Genomic DNA, 19,238 nt, shown 5'->3' with positions numbered 1-19,238 from the left:
TTAAACTAACTAAATACACCCAAAATTAAGGTGGACACAATGGTCATGATCAAACCCACTGCACTTTCATAAGGAATCAATTTTAAGCGTTCTTTCATGTCCATATTTACGCTACCACCAGTTGCATGGAAGAAAGAACCATGTGGCATATGATCAAAAACTGTCGCCCCCGCATGAATCATCGCAGCACCAGCTAGACTACTCACCCCCAACTCTAATAGCGTTGAACTAAACACATTCGAAGCAACCGCAGTACCTGCCGTTGTTGATGCTGTGGCAAGCGACATGAGTGCACCTGAAATTGGCGCAAGGATATAAGAAGGTAAACCCGAATGTTTTAAGCCTTCAATGAGCACATCTTTCATACCGGAATTGGCAATAATACCGGCTAAAGCGCCCGTACCAAGTAGCATAATTGCCACCGGAGCCATTTTCCCTAAACCGCTAATCGCATAGTTATTGGCTTGGCGAAGCTTGCCCATACATAATGCGCCAATCAAACCACCAAGTGGTAAAGCGATTAAAGGATCAACTTTAATATCAGCTAACGGACGAAGAGCCAGTAAGAAGATAGCAACCAAAGGCGCCACAAGTGCGGTCAAAAATGAGGGTAGATTCTGTGTTTCTACAGCGACAACCTCTTGGGATGAAACGCGCGAACCTTTGTTTCTTAAACGTTTTGCTAAGAAATACGTCAATATTAAGCCAAAAATAGCGGGGATAATCCCTGCCATCATCACTGACGTTAAAGGAAGATGGAATGTATCTGCTGCAGCAATCGCATTAGGATTAGGTGACATTAAGTTTCCAGCTTTTCCCCCACCAATCATCGCTAAGAGAATGGCAGGTTTTGATAAGTCAGTACGACGAGCAAGTGCTAAGGCGATTGGAGAGACCGTAATCACGGCAACATCAATAAATACACCAACGGCGGTTAAAATTAATGTGGCCAACGCTAACGCTAATAATGCTCTTGTTTCACCTAACTTGTTTGTAATGGTTTCAGCAATGGTATTAGCCGCACCGGATTCAACCAGAACTCCCGCCAATACCCCTGCTGCGAGAATTCGCATGACTGCGGTAGTGATACCTTGAGCCCCTCCGATCATGAGACTCACGGTTTGAGATAAATCCGCACCACCGATTAATCCCCCTACTAAAGCCCCGACTAACATACCATAGGCTGGTGAAACTTTTTTCAAAATAAGGAAAATAGCGACGATGAGTGCAATGAGCGCACCTAAGGCTGTAACTGTAGGCATAGCATCCTCCTGTTGAGATAAATATGCCAAAATCTTTCTTATTTATATCAGCAAATGTAGAGGAATAAAATCTTGTCCGACTTCCACCTACAAAAACGGCTTATGTAAAACACATAAGCCGAAATTTTTACTTAAAATTGACCGCACTTTAGAAAAATAAAATACTCCCCCAAACAACGGCAACGATGCAAAGTGCAATGAATACCGCTGCTGAGCCTTGGTCTTTGGCTCTACCTGAAAGCTCGTGGCGTTCTGTACCGATACGATCCACCACCGCTTCAACTGCACTATTTAACAGCTCTACTGCCATCACGAGTAAAACCGATGAAATCATCAAGGCAATTTCAATTTTAGTGTCACCGAGCCAAAATGCGAGCGGAATCAGAATGCACGCAAGAAAACACTCGTGGCGGAATGCGGTTTCATTTTTGAATGCACTCTTTAAACCTTGTAAGGAATATTTTGTAGAGTTAATTAAATGGGTTAATCCCGTGGTTTTATACATAAAAGTTCCTATGTTGTAATCTATAAACGTTTTGCTTCGATAACGTCGTCTAACTTCGCTAATCTAGCCAGTATTTTACTTAAACTTTCGACATTTTTCAGTTCAATTTCCATATCCATCGTTGCCACTTGTTTTTTGGTGTCTGCACGGCTTGAAACCCCTAACACGCTGACTTTTTCATTCGCGAGCACGGTTGTAATATCGCGTAATAAACCGTTTCGATCACTGGCCACAATGCGAATATTAATATGGAACCCCGCCGCATAATTATCTCCCCAAAGGGCTTCTACTACGCGTTCAGGATGGGCAGCTTGTAATTCAATGAACTGTTCACAATCGCAGCGATGAATTGAGATGCCACGCCCCATCGTAATGTAGCCTGCAATGGCATCGCCTGGAATCGGTTGGCAACAACGCGCCATATGATGCAGTAAATTACCGACACCTTCAACAATCACATAGCCTTTTTTCTGCTGCTGATCTGCTTTTTGTTGTGCCTTTTGCTGTGCGGTATTCGCGCTTTTGCTCGCCACATGACGGAGAATTTCTTGATCCGCCTCTTCAGCCGTCACTTTAATCAATCGGCTTTGTAAGAAATTCACCAATTGATTTAAACGAATATCCCCGCTACCAATGCCCGCGTATAAATCTTCGAGATTTTTTAAGTTATAACGAGGTAATGCAACCTGCTCTACTTGTTTTAAACTGATATTCAAACGCGCAAGCTCATTATCTAACAGCTCTTTACCCGCAGGAACGTTTTTATCACGATCTTGTTTTTTGAACCACGCTTGGATTTTCGCACGCGCTTTTGACGTATGCGTAAACCCTAAATTAGGGTTTACCCAATCTCGACTTGGATTTGGATTTTTCTGCGTGATGATATCCACTTGCTCACCCATTTGCAGATGATAAGTGAATGGCACGATACGCCCACCAACTTTCGCCCCAATACAACGGTGCCCAATTTCACTATGAATCGCATAAGCAAAATCGAGCGGTGTAGAACCAGCTGGCAAGTCTACTACCTCACCTTTTGGCGTAAACACATAGACTCGGTCATCAAAGACTTGGCTACGCAATTCGGCCATCACTTCGCCAGAATCTGTAATATCATCTTGCCATGCAAGTAATTTACGCAACCAAGTGATTTTTTCTTCGTAAGCAGAAAGGCTACCCGTCGTCCCCTCTTTGTATTTCCAGTGTGCTGCGACGCCAAGCTCCGCATCATCATGCATTTGCTGGGTACGAATTTGCACTTCAATCGGCTTACCGCCTTTGCCCAATACCACAGTATGAATGGATTGATAGCCATTCGGTTTAGGATTGGCGACATAGTCATCAAATTCTTTTGGTAAATGTTTGAAATGAGTGTGTACGATACCAAGCGCGGTATAACAATCCTGCAATTTTTGCACAATAACTCTGACCGCTCTTACATCATATAAACCACTGAATTCCAAGTGTTTCTTTTGCATTTTTCGCCAAATGCTATAGATATGTTTTGGACGACCGTAAACCTCAACCTGATCAATATTTTCTTTTAAATAACCGGTTAATTCTGTCACAAAATCAGTAATATACTGTTCACGATCTAAACGACGCTCATGTAATAATTTAGCGATATTTCGATATTGTTCGGGATGCAAATAACGGAAACAGTAATCTTCAAGCTCCCATTTCAATTGACCGATACCTAAACGGTTCGCCAACGGGGCATAAATATTGGAACATTCTTTGGCAGCCAACACTTTTTCTTCTTCGCAAAAATGATTTTCCGCATCGCGAAGAAAGGTAATACGTTCAGCAAGTTTGATAATCACACAGCGGAAATCGTCCACCATCGCAAGGAGCATACGGCGTACATTATCCACTTGGGAAGCATTGGCAGAATGACTGGCATTGAGTTGACGGATGTTATCCATCTCTTCCACGCCTTTGAGTAATTTAGTGATTTTAGGGCCAAAATCTTCTTGAATTTGTTCCCAATCTACGAGTTGGTTGGCCACTAATGGGAATAGCATCGCAGTGAGCAAGCTCTCACTGTCCATATTCATTTCATGCAGTATTTCCACCATTTCCACACCGGATTGCAATGTGAGCACTGCATTTTCCATTTTATCGGTATGTTCAGCTATTTTAGCTTGAGCGTAATACCAAGCATCAATCAGGGACTTTTCAGTGGCGGCAGGAAGTTTAAGGCTCGAACACCATTGCTCGATCACAAAATCTTGCGGATTTAATAAGTGAGAACCACGAACTGCAACCATAATACCCCCTTGTTGATGAATATGGCTCGGTGACATCCTATCAACCGAGTTGTCTTTTTAAGACAACAAAAAAGTCTGACTATTCTATCAGAATTTACATCTTATTTGATAAATAATGTCACCGACTCCAAATGACTGGTATGCGGGAACATATCAATCATGGCGGTTTTGATAATGCGATAACCGAAAGAGCGAAGTATTTCTGCATCTCGTACTAAAGTTGCGGGGTTGCAAGACACATAGAGAATTTTTTCTGCACAAAGCTCACATAACGCATTCAGCGCAAAAGCGGCACCACTGCGAGGTGGATCGAGAAGAATTTTATTGAAATGTTGTTTTGCCCAAGGTTGTTCTGAAAAAGCTTGGTCTAAATCGGCTTGATAAAATTCAACATTCTCAATGTGGTTAAACTGTGCATTCGTTTGGGCTTTTTGAACCATGTCAAAAACACCTTCAATTCCAACCGCACTTTTCACGCGTTTGGCTAAAGGCAGAGTAAAATTACCCATCCCACAGAATAAATCTAAAACGTGATCGTCCTGATTCAAATCAAGCCAATCTAAAGCAGTCTCAACCATTTGAAGATTTAAGTGGGTATTCACTTGAATAAAATCGCGGATATCAAAAGATAAACGAATATCGTCCAGAGAATAATAAGGCATTTCACCATGCGCAAGTTGAATACATTGATCATCTTGTAAAAACAAATTCACAGCATTGACACGTGCAAACTCGAGTAACAAAGTGCGGTCAGTTTCGGCTAAATTTCCCTTATAGCGTAACAACATGGCTACGCCATTCTCTGCTGAAACTAATTCAACATGCCCTAATTGTTTCGGGACCGAATATTGCGCCCAAAGTGCGGTCAATTTTGGAATAAGATCATTAATCGCAGGCTCAGCGACTAAGCATTGCTGAATGCTGACTAACTGATTGGAGTTTTTCTGACGAAATCCCATTTCAATAGTTTTATTTTTAGCATTCCACAGCAAACTTAATCGTACACGACGACGATAGCCCCATTGTTCGCCACAAATCATTGGCATTAATTGAATAGGCTCTGCTTGCAGTTTACTTAATCGAGAAAAAAGGGCTTTTTCTTTCGCTTTACGCTGCATTTCTACAGGGATATGCTGTCCTTGGCATCCACCACAACGTTCATAATAACTGCATTGCGGTTCAACACGCTGACTACTCTTTTGTAGCCACTTTTGTGCAATGGCTAACCCATATTGACGTTTTTCATCGGTGACTACCGCTTCCACTTTTTCCGTTGGCAAGGCATTTTCAATGAACCAGGTTTTACCTTGAATTTTAGAGACACCTAGCCCTTGATAATCTAAATCCTGAATTTCAGCGACAACTTTTTGGGTGGTTTTCTGTTTTTTTTGTGGAGCGTAAAGTAAAGCCATGATGGTGTTTTAATTTATTTGTATCAAAGAAAGGAATTATTTTAAATAAAGCACGTTTTGCGTAAATAACTCTCGACTTTTCAGCGGCTTATCGCCTAAATAAGGTTTGAGCGCAATTCGAGTAAAGCGCTTTGCTGCTAGCAAGACGGATTCATCGGTGAATTCCAAACGGTCAAAAGCAAGCAAATCTCGCCCATAAAAGGTTAAGTTATCTTTCACTAACGAGGCGATAAAACCCTTTTCCGCACGATATTGGTAAGTCATCGATTCATCTACTGGTAAACCTGATCCTGCACAATGCAGAAAATCAATGCCATAACCTAAGATTTTAAGTAAATGAAATTCAAATAGACGCAATGTGGGCTCAACCTGTGGTTGAGTGGCTAAGCCTGTTAAGCATTGAAGATAATGCTGAAAAAGTTGTGGATTGGCCGTTTCGGGCTCGATCACTCGAGTAATCAGCTCATTTACATAAAACCCGCTATATAAAGCCGTTTGCTGCAAAGGCAACGTAATTGCTGCGGGCTCTGCTTTCGTGAGTGTTTTTAATGCGCCTTTTCCTGACCAACGAAGAAGTAATGGCGTAAAAGGCTGTAAGACAGATTTCCATGCAGAACGTTTCGCACGTGCACCTTTTGCAATAACCGTCAAACGCCCTGTTTCTTCAGTGAATAAATCCACCAAAAGGCTGGTTTCACTATAAGGACGACGATGTAACACAAAGCCGCGTTGGAGATCCATACAAGAATTATTTGCCTGATTTTAATTCACTTGGTTGTTTCACACAGTGTTCTGCGAGCACTTCACCTACGCTAGTTTGTAATTGACTGAAGTCATCACGCTCCTGCCAATACCAACGAATATTCGCATAATTTCTACCACGTTCAGAAATCACACGAGTCAATTTTTCGGTTACATCATTAAAAGTAACGGTCACCTGACTGAGTGTTTTTTTACTTTTCTGTTTTTGCTTCGTATGAACCACACTCACTTCTTTATTGCCTTTACACAAATAAACCGTCGCCGAACCCTTTTGAGATTTTTTATCCACGGTTTGCACTTTCATTTTCTGTGGTGCGGGGTCGCTTAATTCAACATTTTGTGAACAAGCGGAAAGGCAAAGTGCGGTCAAAATTACGCTTAATTTTTTTAACATGAATTCTATTTCCATCAAGGTTTGTTTATGATTGCTCACTTTTCGAAATGAGCAAGGATAAACAATCTCATCTAGAAAAATGGGCGATTACTCGCCCACTAAAAATTATTTTTTATATTGATATGAACCATCGGCTTGACGAATGAACTTGCCGCCATTTGATAAACGAAGCTCACTCACTCGACCTTGACTATTCACAGATACCTGTACTTTATCACCAGGTTTGAAACTGCTTAATGCATTACCTGCACCGCTTGCTTTTGTCATGGCATTCACATCTGAAATATTCAATTTATTATCACGGAATACTTGCATCAATGAAACACCTTGCGGCACCGTTAATGTTTTTGTTGCACCTGTTGAAGCGGTTTGTACTGTTGGTTCTGTTGCTTTCACCGCATTGTTGCTTGCTGATTTCGCATCCACAATTTGAACCTTACTATCTTTAGTTGCAACCGGTTTCGCTTCTTGAATTTTGCTTGACTCTTTTTTCACGGTTTGAGTCGGCTGAACTGTCACTTTTTCAGTTACAGGTTTAGGTTGTTTTTTCTCTTGAACCACAGGTGTCTGTTCGCGACGAGGTTCTGCTTTATGCTCAATCGTTGCGGTATGTTTTTCTACAGTTGGTTGTACTGTTTTCACGGGTTCTTTAACTGGTGCAGGAGCAACAGCTGGTTGAGTTGCTGGTTGTTGAACAACAGTTTGTTGTGCAGGCTCTGCAGGTTGTAATTTCGCAGCATCTGCTTTATCACCTACGTACTCCATGGCTGGAAGTGCATCTGATTTAGCTTCATTTGCGGCTTGTTCCGTTGTTGCCGGCGCTGCATTGTTATTATTATCTAATACTGTGGTTTCAACCGGTTGAGACTGATCCAATGATTGGAATTGAACCGGAATTTCATTGCTGTTTTGTTGTTCAAAAGACTCTACCGTATCTGAATTTGGTTTTAAGGTGAAGAAAATGATTAGTAATACCACTAAACCCAAAATCGCAATAAATAAACGACGATGTTTTTCTGGTAACATTTGTAAAACCTTCCATTTTTCAGGTGATTTCAAGCTTGCTGCAGCGGCTGGTGCAACGGTTTCTGCTTGAGTTGTCACGTCTTCCACAACCTCTTCTGTAGGTGAATTTTCAAAAATCACTTTTTCTTCAGCTACGTTTTCTACTTGAACATTTTCAACAGGCTCCTGAGGGCTGAAAGCACTTGCTTGAGCTACTTGTTCGACATTTTCACTTTGGAATGTTTGAGATGGCGAAAAAGGTTGGCTTGTGGCTGCTCCAAAAGTTGGCTCGCGACGAACATGAAATTGCGTATCTGCTTGTTGTTTTTTACCAAATAAACCTTTGGCTTTATCAAAAATTGAGCCACTTTGTTGAATCGTTTTTCTTGGTGTCACAGAGTCAGAGTGATTAAATCCTAAATCTAATTCATTTTGCGATGAATTGTCGTTAGGTTGATTTTTATTATCCACGGTATTACCTCGATTTGCTAAACTAAAGATCGCATAAAAGTGCGGTGAAAAATTGTATCGTATTTTATAGGATCTTACGTTGTGTATAAAGTCTTATTTGGCTCTCCACCGATTTCTCGTGCTAATTTGGGTACTAAATAGCCAGAAGTGAGTGCCTGCAATTCTCTATAAATTTGTAAGGCACGCTCATCCGAGATATAGAAATGGCTCGCCCCCTGTACTTTATCCAATAAATGCAAGTAATAAGGCAAAATTCCCGCTTGAAATAGCTTATCGCTCAATACTTTTAATGTATGTGGGTTATCATTCACATCCTTTAATAGGACCGATTGATTGAGTAATATTACTTTAGCTTCTGTCAGTTTTTGCATAGCGAAAGCGAGTCCTTCATCAATTTCATTTGGATGATTGATATGCGTCACAAACACAGCTTGTAATGGACTATTCAACAATAAATCACAAAATTCATCCGTAATGCGCTCTGGAATCACGACTGGCAAACGAGAGTGAATACGCAAACGTTGTAAGTGCTTTATCTTTTCAAGGCGTTCTAATAGCCACGCCCATTCACTATCCTTCGCCATCATCGGATCGCCACCCGAAAAAATCACTTCTTCAATTTCTGGATGTGCGGCGATATAGTCTATTGCTTGTTTCCAACTGACTTTATTGCCTGGATTTTGGTCATAAGGAAAATGGCGACGGAAACAATAGCGGCAATTAACCGCACAGCCTCCTTTTGCCATGAACAGCAAGCGATTTTGGTATTTATGTAGAATATTAGGCACGGCATTTTTTTGCTGTTCGTCTAAAGGATCTTGGCTAAAGCCTTCCGCTTCAATAAATTCTTGCTGAACCGTCATTACCTGCAAAAAAAGTGGGTCTTTCGGATTCCCTTTTTCCATTTTTTCAACAAAAGGTAAAGGCACTCGCATAGCAAAAAGTTTACGGGCAGCGATATCCTCGGCAAAATCCTCAACAGGCAAATTTAAGGTTTTTAACAAGATTTTCGGATCAGAAATCGCATTTTTTAGGGTTTCTAACCAATTTTGTTCTTCTCTAATCGCAATATTTCGGGTTAAAATACGCACTTTCAAACAATCTCTATTTTTTAGGATATTTTTAATATGGCTACATATACTACCAGTGATTTCAAACCAGGTCTAAAATTTATGCAAGACGGTGAGCCTTGTGTGATCGTTGAAAACGAATTCGTTAAACCAGGTAAAGGCCAAGCTTTTACTCGTACTCGTATTCGTAAATTAATTTCAGGCAAAGTATTAGACGTAAACTTCAAATCTGGTACTTCGGTTGAAGCTGCTGATGTTATGGATCTTAACCTCACTTATTCATACAAAGATGATGCATTCTGGTACTTCATGCACCCAGAAACATTTGAACAATACTCTGCTGATGCAAAAGCAGTGGGTGATGCTGAAAAATGGTTATTAGACCAAGCAGATTGTATCGTGACTTTATGGAACGGTGCGCCAATTACTGTTACCCCACCAAACTTCGTAGAATTAGAAATCATCGATACTGACCCAGGTCTTAAAGGTGATACTGCAGGTACTGGCGGTAAACCAGCAACATTAAGTACTGGTGCAGTGGTGAAAGTACCTCTTTTCGTTCAAATCGGCGAAGTAATCAAAGTTGATACTCGTTCAGGCGAATACGTTTCTCGTGTGAAATAATCTTTCATGGTGAGATGAAAAGAGCGGTCAATATTTAATGAATATTGACCGTTTTTTTATTACGTGTTCATTCGTTTCAGAGAAATAAAAAATGCGGTTATTTCTAACCGCACTTTGATTGATTATTTTACTTTTGAGCCTTCTAAATCTAAAGAAGGTTTTCTATCTGAGTTCACACAAATAACTTGTGCAGCCGCATAGAGCGTTGTATTAGGTTTTAAGCTAATTGTGTATTTCTCTTGTTTTTTCGGTGCGGCGCGTAAACCTTCACCCCAGAAATCATCATAAAAATCAGTACGAACTTGAGTTAAATGGTAGTTCTTACAGTTTAAAATTTTATATTGGCGAACAGAACGCGCATAGCGTCTTTTCTCATTTGGATACACATATAAACCTTTATCCAAATTCACCACGGCATCAAAGTGCACCTGATTTAAATCTTGGTTATCTACCCAAATAGAATCAGTATCAATGTAGTAATTTTTATCTTTTACTAATCGCACATACCCTACTCTATCTTTTGAAGGGGCGGTTAATGTCACCTCTTCTTGTGTAACTGGCGATTGAACAGCTAAACAACCTGCTAAAAGGGCTACACCTAAAAACGTTAATGCTAATTTTTTCATTTTTCCTCCTTAAAGCTTTCTAAAGCCTGCTGTTAATCTTTTTATACCTTAGCTTAATATTTTACCGTATGTCCATATCCTTCAAGAATCGTTTTGATATGTTCAAGCGATTCTTTCGTCGGAGGCAATACATCTGCGAGCTCATATTCAAAGCCAAGGGTTTTCCATTTATGAGCGCCTAATCGATGATAAGGGAGAAGTTCGACTTTTTCAATATTGGTCATACCTTCAATAAACTGTCCGAGCAGATGAACATCATGATCGTTATCGGTATAACCTGGAACTACTACATAACGAATCCAGGTTCGCTGATTACGTTTTTGCAGATATTTTGCAAATTCCAGCGTACGTTTGTTTGGCACGCCAATCAGATTTTGGTGCACTTGATCGTTCAGCTCTTTCAAATCAAGCAACACAAGATCGGTTACATCAAGCAATTCATCAATAATATGATCATAATGACGTACAAAGCCATTGGTGTCTAAACAGGTATTAATGCCTTCTGCTTTACAAGCTCGGAACCAATCTCGAACAAATTCTGCTTGGAGAACAGCCTCACCACCAGATGCCGTCACGCCACCACCAGTCGCATTCATAAAATGGCGATAACTCACCACTTCTTTCATAAGCTCTTCAACACTAATTTCGCGACCACCTTCAAGATCCCAAGTATCACGGTTGTGGCAATATTTGCAACGCATTAAACAGCCTTGCATAAATAAAATAAAGCGAATCCCCGGGCCATCCACGGTGCCACAAGATTCAAAAGAATGAATTCTTCCTAAAATTGACATTATATCTCCAATACTATTTGCAGGATTCATTAATAAACACATCATCATCTACAATATAAATGGATGCTAAATTTTCATCAATAAACGATAATAAAGCTTTTTCTTTACCCCCGTAAACATTTAATAAATATCTACATCTAGCTGGTATCTCATTATATGAAGTAACTAATAAAAGTTCCTTAATTTCCTTATCTCCATCCTTACCAGAAAGGATAAACTCCACACCATTCTTAAAAGAGAAAAATAGAGATATATTAATAAATATAAGCATTAAAAATACAAAAATCCTAATACGTCCAAACAAACTAACTTTTAAGGTATGTTTTTCATGACTACCCTTCGAAAAACCTGTCAAAATAAATATTGATAAATTCCTAAAATTAAATTCCGATAAACCATTTAAGTTAGACATATAAGAAAAAAACAAAAAAAATAAAACTAAAACATTAAAACAACAACAAATGCAAACACAAATAACTAATAAAGGTATAGGAAATAAAACACCTTCAAAATACGGAAAATAACTAGAAGAATATCCTACAATATCAATCACAGTTCCATTTATAGCAGAGCCTATAAAATACTTAACTATAGGGAAAAAAATAAAAGATAATAAAAAAATAATTAATTTATTTAACAATGGAATATTTATATTACTTCTACCATAAATATTACTCATACTTACTCGAAAATCTTGAAAGACAAAAAAAGATGACAAGAATAATAATATAGCAGGATCCAATATATCTAGAAATTCATCTCGCACATTTCGTTCATTAGGAATAAGTAATAATGAACCAATAAAAGTAAGACGAAATTTACAACCATACCAGAATAGAATAAATGATAGTATTAGTAAAGAAAAACATAAAGATGGATTGTCCTTAAAGGTACGTTGTAATTTAGAAAATTTATTGTGCATCGTGATAATACATCCTCAAAGTAAGAACAAGTAAAAAAAGTAAAAATATAGCTAGATTTTACCAAAAATATCATTTATAAAAAATGAGCCTGACTTAAATCAGGCTCATAATTTTTATGTTCCCGCTAAAGTGCGGTTAAATTTTATCGTGTTTTAGAACGATTCTGTGAATGTACGAGTGACGACGTCTTGTTGTTGCTCTTTAGTTAAAGAGTTGAAACGTACTGCGTAACCAGATACACGAATGGTTAATTGCGGATATTTATCTGGATTTTCCATTGCATCTAATAACATTTCACGGTTTAACACGTTTACGTTTAAGTGTTGACCGCCCTCTACTGTTGCTTCATGGTGGAAGTAACCATCCATTAAGCCAGCAAGGTTGCGACGTTGTGCTTCTGCATCTTTACCTAGCGCATTTGGTACGATTGAGAAGGTATAAGAAATACCATCTTTCGCGTAAGCAAATGGCAGTTTAGCCACAGAAGTTAATGATGCGACCGCACCTTTTTGGTCACGACCATGCATTGGGTTAGCACCTGGTCCGAATGGCGCGCCGGCACGACGACCATCTGGGGTGTTACCTGTTTTCTTACCATAAACCACGTTAGAAGTAATGGTTAATACAGATTGTGTAGGCACAGCATTACGGTAAGTTTTAAGTTTTTGAATTTTCTTCATGAAACGTTCAACTAAATCACAAGCGATGTCATCAACACGGTTGTCGTTGTTACCATATTGTGGATATTCACCTTCGATTTCGAAGTCGATTGCTACGTTGCTTGCTACAACATTGCCATCTTTATCTTTGATGTCGCCACGAACAGGCTTAACTTTCGCATATTTAATTGCTGAAAGTGAGTCTGCTGCAACAGAAAGACCTGCGATACCACAAGCCATGGTACGATATACATCACGGTCATGCAATGCCATTAATGCGGCTTCGTATGAATATTTATCGTGCATGTAGTGGATGATGTTTAAGGCAGTCACATATTGTTTTGCCAACCAATCCATAAAGCTGTCCATACGAGTCATTACGGTGTCGAAATCTAACACTTCATCAGTGATTGGTGCAGTTTTCGGACCAACTTGCATACCTAACTTTTCATCGATACCGCCGTTGATTGCGTATAACAATGTTTTCGCTAAGTTTGCACGCGCACCGAAGAATTGCATTTGTTTACCCACAACCATTGGTGATACACAACATGCGATTGCATAGTCATCATTGTTGAAGTCTGGACGCATTAAATCATCGTTTTCGTATTGAACTGATGATGTATCAATCGATACTTTCGCACAGAAACGTTTGAAGTTTTCAGGTAATTGTTCAGACCAAAGAATTGTTAAGTTTGGTTCTGGAGAAGTACCCATGTTGTAAAGGGTGTGTAAAATACGGAAGGTATTTTTGGTTACTAATGTACGGCCGTCTAACCCCATACCTGCGATGGTTTCAGTTGCCCACATTGGGTCACCAGAGAATAATTGATCGTATTCAGGTGTACGTAAGAAACGAACCATACGAAGTTTCATGACTAAGTGGTCAACTAATTCTTGTGCTTCAGTTTCAGTAAGTTTACCTGCTTTTAAATCACGTTCGATATAGATATCGATAAAGGTTGCAGTACGGCCGAATGACATCGCTGCACCATTTTGTGATTTAATTGCTGCTAAGTAAGCAAAGTACATCCATTGAATAGCTTCTTTAGCGTTAGTTGCAGGATTAGAAATATCGAAACCGTAGCTTGCTGCCATTTGTTTCATTTGGCCTAATGCACGGTGTTGTTCTGCAATTTCTTCACGTAAACGGATAGTTGCTTCTAAATTTACGCCATCTTCTAAGTCTTTTTGTAAAGAAGTGAATTGTGCGTATTTATCTTTCATTAAGAAGTCAACACCATAAAGTGCAACACGACGGTAGTCACCGATGATACGACCTCGACCGTAAGCATCTGGAAGACCAGTTAATACACCTGATTTACGACAACGTAAAATGTCTGGCGTATAAACATCGAACACACCTTGGTTATGGGTTTTACGATATTCAGTGAAGATTTTTTTCACTTCAGGATCTAATTCACGACCGTAAATTTTGCATGATCCTTCCACCATTTTAATACCACCGAATGGCATAATGGCACGTTTTAATGGAGCATCGGTTTGAAGACCTACGATTTTCTCTAAGTCTTTATTGATATAACCTGGTGCGTGAGAAGTAATCGTTGAAGGGGTATGTTCGTCAAAGTCTAATGGCGCATGTGTGCGGTTTTCAACTTTAATTCCTTCCATAACGGTTTCCCAAAGTTTTGTTGTCGCTTCGGTTGGACCTGCTAAGAAAGAATCATCACCTTCATACGGGGTGTAGTTCTTTTGAATAAAATCACGCACGTTGACGTTTTCTTGCCAATCACCGGCAACGAATCCTGCCCACGCAACTTTTTGTGCTTCATTAAGTTCTGACATAGTCATTTCCTTTTTTTAATTGATAAAAAATAAGTCTGTTTAGTTCGTTAGTACATTAGTGAGCTTTGGTTAAATAACGTTGGAATAAGCCGATACAAACCGCACCACCCACAATGTTTCCTAACGTTACTGGAATCAAATTCTTCACAATGAAATGATAGAGATCTAAATCTGCATATTTCATTGGATCCACCCCAATTTGTTGCCAAAATTCTGGTGTACTAAAATGTGCTGTAATAATGCCAAGCGGAATCATAAACATATTTGCCACACAGTGTTCAAAACCTGATGCAACAAATAAACCAATCGGCATGATCATAATAAATGCTTTGTCTGTAACGGTTTTACCTGAATAAGACATCCATACCGCTACACACACCATAATGTTACATAAAATACCAAGGTTAAATGCTTCAAACCAAGTATGGTGAATCTTATGTTGAGCGGTTGCCAAGATGGTTAAACCCCATTGGCCACTTGCTGCCATGGTTTGCCCCCCAAACCAAATCACTGCAGCAATAAATAAACCGCCGACAAAGTTGCCCAAATATACCACAATCCAATTTCGGATCATTTGACTTGTGGTTATCTTACCGCCTACGCGGGCAACTAAGGTTAAAGTAGAAGAGGTGAATAATTCAGATCCTAAAATTACCACCATAATTACGCCTAAAGAGAAAACTAACCCACCGACTAACTTGGTTAATCCCCAAGGCGCTCCTGCGCTTGCTGTTTGTGTCGTCGTATAGAATACAAAGGCTAAAGCAATACAAGCCCCAGCACTAATACCAGACAGAAATGATAAAAATGGGCGTTTTTGCGCTTTATACGCAGCAACGCTTTCAGCATAATCCGTTGCTTCAACTGGTGTGAGAGCAACAGAAGATTGATTTAAATTTTCTGATGCCATATCTAACTCCAAATAGTTGGTTTATTATTTCTTATACTACAACATAGGTATTCCTATACCCATTTGGTATTCTACTCTCTTATAAAACCATTGCAAGAAATCCCCAACTTATTCTAAAAAAATTTGATATTTTGCAAGTTTTGGTAAATTTTCTGCTCAAAAAATAAAAAAGCGGAATATCACTATTCCGCTTTTCATATAAAAATAACAACATTAAAACACGATACGATCTCGGTTTTTCTCTAGTGTGGCTTTGCCAATACCTTGTACTTCAAGTAGTTGTTCTGCCACAGTGAAATTACCGTGTTTTTCACGATATTGTACAATGGCTTCTGCTTTTTTCGCCCCAATACCAATCAGTGCTTTTTGAATTTCTGATGCACTAGCGGTATTGATATTTAATTTATCACTCACCGTTTGTTGTACAGTTTGTGATGGTGCTTGTACAGCAGTTTGTTGCTGCACTTGCGTTTGCGGTTGAGCCTGCTCAGCTGTTTTTTCTTCTGCAAGCGCTTGTGTGCTCAACATCGCGCCTGCAATAAACAATGAACTAAATAACTGTTTCATCAATTTCATAAAAATGCCCTTTATTAACAAAAAGTACCGTTGATTCATATCAACAGCGACATTTTTAAGAAACGCCAAAAACACGCAAGAAATTGACCGCACTTTTGCGATCCTGATCGCAAAAATTACATTTAAGCAAATAAAAAAACGACCTTAGCGAACCACTACAGCTGTGCCACTCGCAATCACCATAAACATACTTTTATTGCTTACTGTTGCGTAATTAATCTCTACGCCAACCACAGCATTAGCCCCTAAAGCAATCGCTTTTTCTTCCAACTCTTTCAAGGCATCTTGGCGTGCACGACTAATACGACGCTCATAAACACTCGAACGACCACCAATCACATCAGTAATAGCCGCAAAAAAATCACGTATGAAGTTTGCCCCAGCAATCACTTCCCCAAAGACGACTTGTTTATATTCTACGATTTGTTTCCCTTCAATATTAGGCGTAGTGGTAATAATCATTTTGTATCCTTTAATTCTTGTTAAAAATCAACCGCACTTTAGGCAGTTAATTTTGATTTCAAAACAGCTAATGCCTTCGCACGATGAGAAATTTTCTTTTTCTCTACGGTTTCTAATTCGGCAAAGGTACAGTCTTTTTCAGGGCTAAAAAAGAGCGAGTCGTAACCGAAGCCATTTTCACCTTTTTCTTCATAAATAATCTGCCCGTCACATTCACCTTGAGCAATGATCGGAGAAGGATCACTTGGGTGTTGTAATAACACAATCGTACTTACAAATTTTGCTTGGCGACGTTCAGTCGGTACATCGGCTAATTCTGCCAATAATTTTTCTCGGTTTTTCGCATCAGCTTCATCACCATCCACACCTGCATAACGAGCAGAATACAATCCAGGCGCACCATTTAACGCATCCACCACAAGACCGGAATCATCTGCAATGGCCGGTAAACCTGATTTTTCAGATGCATAACGTGCTTTCAGAATGGCATTTTCAACAAACGTTAAGCCTGTTTCCTCTGGGCTTTCAATGCCTAAATCGGTCTGAGCAATGACTTCAAAACCGAAATCAGCTAACACATCTGCCATTTCTTTTACTTTGCCTTTATTACCCGTGGCAAGCACAATTTTTTGTTTCATGATTTTGTCCTTCATATCAAACATTGTCTCATTTTAGCATCTCACCAAAAAATTTCGGAATAAATATTGACCTTAACCTTAGGTTAATGTTTATGATTTGCGCCCATTCAGTTATCACATAGGAGCAAAACATGAAAAAATTTATGACTTTTATCGTACTTAGCACTGCTGCTGTTTCAATTTGTGCCCAAGCGAATGAACAACAGCATCAAACACACATGAATATGCCAATGTCGACAGATTCTGCAATGCAACAAGAATTAATGCAAGGTATGAATCAGATGCATCAAGATATGATGGCGGCTATGCAATATCAAGATCCTGACGTCGCTTTTGCAGCAGGTATGTTGCCACATCATATTGGCGCAGTAAAGATGGCGGAAGTCGAATTAAAATACGGAAAAGATCCCGAGATGCGTAAGCTTGCTGAGAATATTATTAACGCTCAAAAAGCAGAAATTGAACAAATGCAAAAATGGCTTAAAGTGCACAATAAAAAATAAAATAACACAAAAAAGTGCGGTAAATTTACCGCACTTTCTCATAGAATTAGTTTACTTCTTTTATTCGTAACTCTTTTGGCACTTCAAAGAACATATTCTCTTCTAAGCCTTGAAGCTCTTCAATACTATCCGCACCAAACGCTTTCAAACGAGCAATCACGGATTGCACCAACTCTTCCGGTGCTGAAGCACCTGCGGTTACGCCAATTGTTCCAACGCCTTCAAACCAATCTGCCGCTACATCATTTGGATCATCAATCAATTTTGATTTCACGCCCATACGTGATGCTAACTCAGCTAAGCGGTTAGAATTTGATGAGTTTTTAGAGCCAACAACCACCACTAAATCACACTGTTTCGCTAATTCACGAACGGCTTCTTGGCGATTGGTTGTCGCATAGCAAATATCGTTTTTATGAGGTCCTTGAATTGCAGGGTATTTGCTTTTCAATGCACTGATAGTCTCTGCTGTATCATCAAGAGAGAGCGTGGTTTGTGTCATAAAGGTTAAATCATCATCTTCTTGAACTGGCAAACGAGCAATATCTTCCACGCTTTCAATTAAGAAAATGCCACCTTCGGCATTATTATACTGCCCCATTGTGCCTTCCACTTCTGGATGCCCTTTGTGCCCGATCAAAATCGCTTTTGTCCCTTTACGGCTTGCACGTGCCACTTGCATATGCACTTTGGTTACCAACGGACAAGTTGCATCAAACACTTTTAACTGACGATCTTTCGCTTCTTGACGAACGGCTTGTGACACACCATGAGCAGAGAAAATCACAATAGCGCCATCTGGTACTTCACTTAATTCTTCGACGAAAATCGCCCCACGCTCACGTAAACCATTCACCACAAAACGATTATGCACCACTTCATGACGTACATAGATCGGTGCACCATGAATTTCAAGCGCTAATTCAACAATGCTAATGGCTCGATCGACACCCGCGCAAAATCCGCGAGGATTAGCTAAAATTATCTTCATTTTTGACCGCTCTTTTTATCACCTTTAAAGGCATCTAATGCTAATAAACCCGCACCAATACAAATGGCAATATCTGCCACATTAAATACCGGATAATGATGAATATCCCAATAAAAATCTAAGAAATCCACTACAAAACCGTTATACGCTCGGTCCACCATATTGGCTAACGCGCCACCAATAATCAGCGCATAAGCTGAGTTTTGTAATTTTTGTTCTGCCGAATTCTTTTTCATAAAGTAAGCTAGCATTAAGGAAATCCCAATCGCGAGCACGATAAAGAAATACTTCTGCCAACCATCATGATCTGCAAATAAACTGAACGCAGCCCCAGGATTGCGCACATAGGTCAGATTAAAAATAGGCAATATATTTACGCTTTCATATAAATCAAAGCGCTGAACCACAATATATTTGGTCAGTAAATCGAGGATAAATGCGACCGCACTTATCCAAAGGAATGAAAGTCCTGTTTTATTTTTTGTCATAGGAAATTATCTGTCTTTATAAATGGACGATGATTTTAGCAACTCGAATAGCCTTTATAAAGTAAAAGGCATCAAATTATAAAAGGC

Annotated in this window: 20 protein-coding genes; 2 read left to right on the top strand and 18 right to left on the bottom strand. The window is 39.4% G+C overall.

The features are described 5' to 3' along the window. Positions 1–5: 5 nt before the first annotated feature. The 8 genes from RDV53_RS05435 to epmB form a co-directional block, all read right to left on the bottom strand. Positions 6–1,262 (bottom strand): GntP family permease, encoded by a 1,257-nt coding sequence (locus RDV53_RS05435; RefSeq protein ID WP_032822523.1) that lies wholly within the window; start codon positions 1,260–1,262, stop codon positions 6–8. A gap of 148 nt (positions 1,263–1,410) precedes the next feature. Beyond that, complete coding sequence (locus RDV53_RS05430) at positions 1,411–1,767, bottom strand: diacylglycerol kinase (RefSeq protein ID WP_005695266.1); 357 nt, start codon at positions 1,765–1,767, stop codon at positions 1,411–1,413. Positions 1,768–1,787: 20 nt separating this feature from the next. Then, entirely contained in the window at positions 1,788–4,037 is a 2,250-nt protein-coding gene (gene relA / locus RDV53_RS05425) for a GTP diphosphokinase (protein ID WP_032822524.1), read from the bottom strand. A 101-nt stretch (positions 4,038–4,138) separates the two neighbouring features. Further along, the gene (gene rlmD / locus RDV53_RS05420; RefSeq protein ID WP_005695264.1) at positions 4,139–5,449 is read right to left on the bottom strand and encodes a 23S rRNA (uracil(1939)-C(5))-methyltransferase RlmD; all 1,311 of its coding nucleotides are present in this window, start codon (positions 5,447–5,449) and stop codon (positions 4,139–4,141) included. A gap of 36 nt (positions 5,450–5,485) precedes the next feature. Further along, positions 5,486–6,190, bottom strand: a complete 705-nt coding sequence (gene recO / locus RDV53_RS05415; protein ID WP_005695263.1) for a DNA repair protein RecO — start codon at positions 6,188–6,190, stop codon at positions 5,486–5,488. 7 nt (positions 6,191–6,197) lie between these two features. Continuing rightward, a complete protein-coding gene (locus RDV53_RS05410) occupies positions 6,198–6,605 on the bottom strand; it encodes an MliC family protein (protein ID WP_032822526.1) in 408 nt (135 codons plus the stop codon). Positions 6,606–6,710: 105 nt separating this feature from the next. After that, on the bottom strand, positions 6,711–8,081 hold the full coding sequence (gene oapA / locus RDV53_RS05405; protein WP_005695261.1) for an opacity-associated protein OapA: 1,371 nt from the start codon (positions 8,079–8,081) through the stop codon (positions 6,711–6,713). Between the two features lie 74 nt (positions 8,082–8,155). Beyond that, positions 8,156–9,172, bottom strand: coding sequence for an EF-P beta-lysylation protein EpmB (gene epmB, locus RDV53_RS05400; protein WP_032822552.1), 1,017 nt, complete (start codon positions 9,170–9,172; stop codon positions 8,156–8,158). A 36-nt stretch (positions 9,173–9,208) separates the two neighbouring features. On the opposite strand from epmB, the gene efp reads away from it, so the two are divergent. Then, positions 9,209–9,775, top strand: a complete 567-nt coding sequence (efp, locus tag RDV53_RS05395) for an elongation factor P (protein WP_005695259.1) — start codon at positions 9,209–9,211, stop codon at positions 9,773–9,775. A gap of 122 nt (positions 9,776–9,897) precedes the next feature. Here the strand turns inward: efp and RDV53_RS05390 are convergent, their stop codons facing one another. The 8 genes from RDV53_RS05390 to rdgB all read right to left on the bottom strand — a co-directional run bounded on the left by RDV53_RS05390 (position 9,898) and on the right by rdgB (position 17,169). Next, positions 9,898–10,401 (bottom strand): surface-adhesin E family protein, encoded by a 504-nt coding sequence (locus RDV53_RS05390; protein ID WP_005695257.1) that lies wholly within the window; start codon positions 10,399–10,401, stop codon positions 9,898–9,900. Positions 10,402–10,454: 53 nt separating this feature from the next. Further along, positions 10,455–11,195, bottom strand: coding sequence for a pyruvate formate lyase 1-activating protein (gene pflA, locus RDV53_RS05385; RefSeq protein WP_032822527.1), 741 nt, complete (start codon positions 11,193–11,195; stop codon positions 10,455–10,457). A 13-nt stretch (positions 11,196–11,208) separates the two neighbouring features. Beyond that, positions 11,209–11,874, bottom strand: coding sequence for a hypothetical protein (locus RDV53_RS05380; RefSeq protein ID WP_147286810.1), 666 nt, complete (start codon positions 11,872–11,874; stop codon positions 11,209–11,211). A 396-nt stretch (positions 11,875–12,270) separates the two neighbouring features. Beyond that, the gene (pflB, locus tag RDV53_RS05375) at positions 12,271–14,583 is read right to left on the bottom strand and encodes a formate C-acetyltransferase (RefSeq protein ID WP_005695254.1); all 2,313 of its coding nucleotides are present in this window, start codon (positions 14,581–14,583) and stop codon (positions 12,271–12,273) included. A gap of 55 nt (positions 14,584–14,638) precedes the next feature. Beyond that, positions 14,639–15,493, bottom strand: coding sequence for a formate transporter FocA (gene focA, locus RDV53_RS05370; protein WP_005695253.1), 855 nt, complete (start codon positions 15,491–15,493; stop codon positions 14,639–14,641). A gap of 213 nt (positions 15,494–15,706) precedes the next feature. Continuing rightward, positions 15,707–16,069, bottom strand: a complete 363-nt coding sequence (locus RDV53_RS05365) for a helix-hairpin-helix domain-containing protein (RefSeq protein ID WP_032822529.1) — start codon at positions 16,067–16,069, stop codon at positions 15,707–15,709. 144 nt (positions 16,070–16,213) lie between these two features. Beyond that, the gene (locus tag RDV53_RS05360; RefSeq protein ID WP_005695251.1) at positions 16,214–16,531 is read right to left on the bottom strand and encodes a heavy metal-binding domain-containing protein; all 318 of its coding nucleotides are present in this window, start codon (positions 16,529–16,531) and stop codon (positions 16,214–16,216) included. A gap of 38 nt (positions 16,532–16,569) precedes the next feature. Beyond that, positions 16,570–17,169, bottom strand: a complete 600-nt coding sequence (gene rdgB, locus RDV53_RS05355; RefSeq protein ID WP_032822530.1) for an RdgB/HAM1 family non-canonical purine NTP pyrophosphatase — start codon at positions 17,167–17,169, stop codon at positions 16,570–16,572. Positions 17,170–17,300: 131 nt separating this feature from the next. Between rdgB and copM the strand changes: the two genes are divergently transcribed. Continuing rightward, positions 17,301–17,672, top strand: coding sequence for a CopM family metallochaperone (gene copM / locus RDV53_RS05350; protein WP_005695249.1), 372 nt, complete (start codon positions 17,301–17,303; stop codon positions 17,670–17,672). A gap of 46 nt (positions 17,673–17,718) precedes the next feature. On the opposite strand, the gene ispH is transcribed toward copM, so the two are convergent. Continuing rightward, positions 17,719–18,663 (bottom strand): 4-hydroxy-3-methylbut-2-enyl diphosphate reductase, encoded by a 945-nt coding sequence (ispH, locus tag RDV53_RS05345; protein ID WP_005695246.1) that lies wholly within the window; start codon positions 18,661–18,663, stop codon positions 17,719–17,721. After that, positions 18,660–19,151 carry a signal peptidase II gene (gene lspA / locus RDV53_RS05340; RefSeq protein WP_005695245.1) on the bottom strand — a complete coding sequence of 164 codons (492 nt, stop codon included), beginning with the start codon at positions 19,149–19,151 and terminating at the stop codon, positions 18,660–18,662. The genes ispH and lspA overlap by 4 nt, the downstream gene beginning before the upstream one ends. Between the last annotated feature and the right edge of the window lie 87 nt (positions 19,152–19,238).

Origin of the sequence: Haemophilus parainfluenzae ATCC 33392 (assembly GCF_031191205.1) — a bacterium.
GTDB lineage: Bacteria > Pseudomonadota > Gammaproteobacteria > Enterobacterales > Pasteurellaceae > Haemophilus_D > Haemophilus_D parainfluenzae.
Note: the sequence above shows the minus strand (reverse complement) of the source record. Positions and strands in the feature narration are given on the sequence as shown.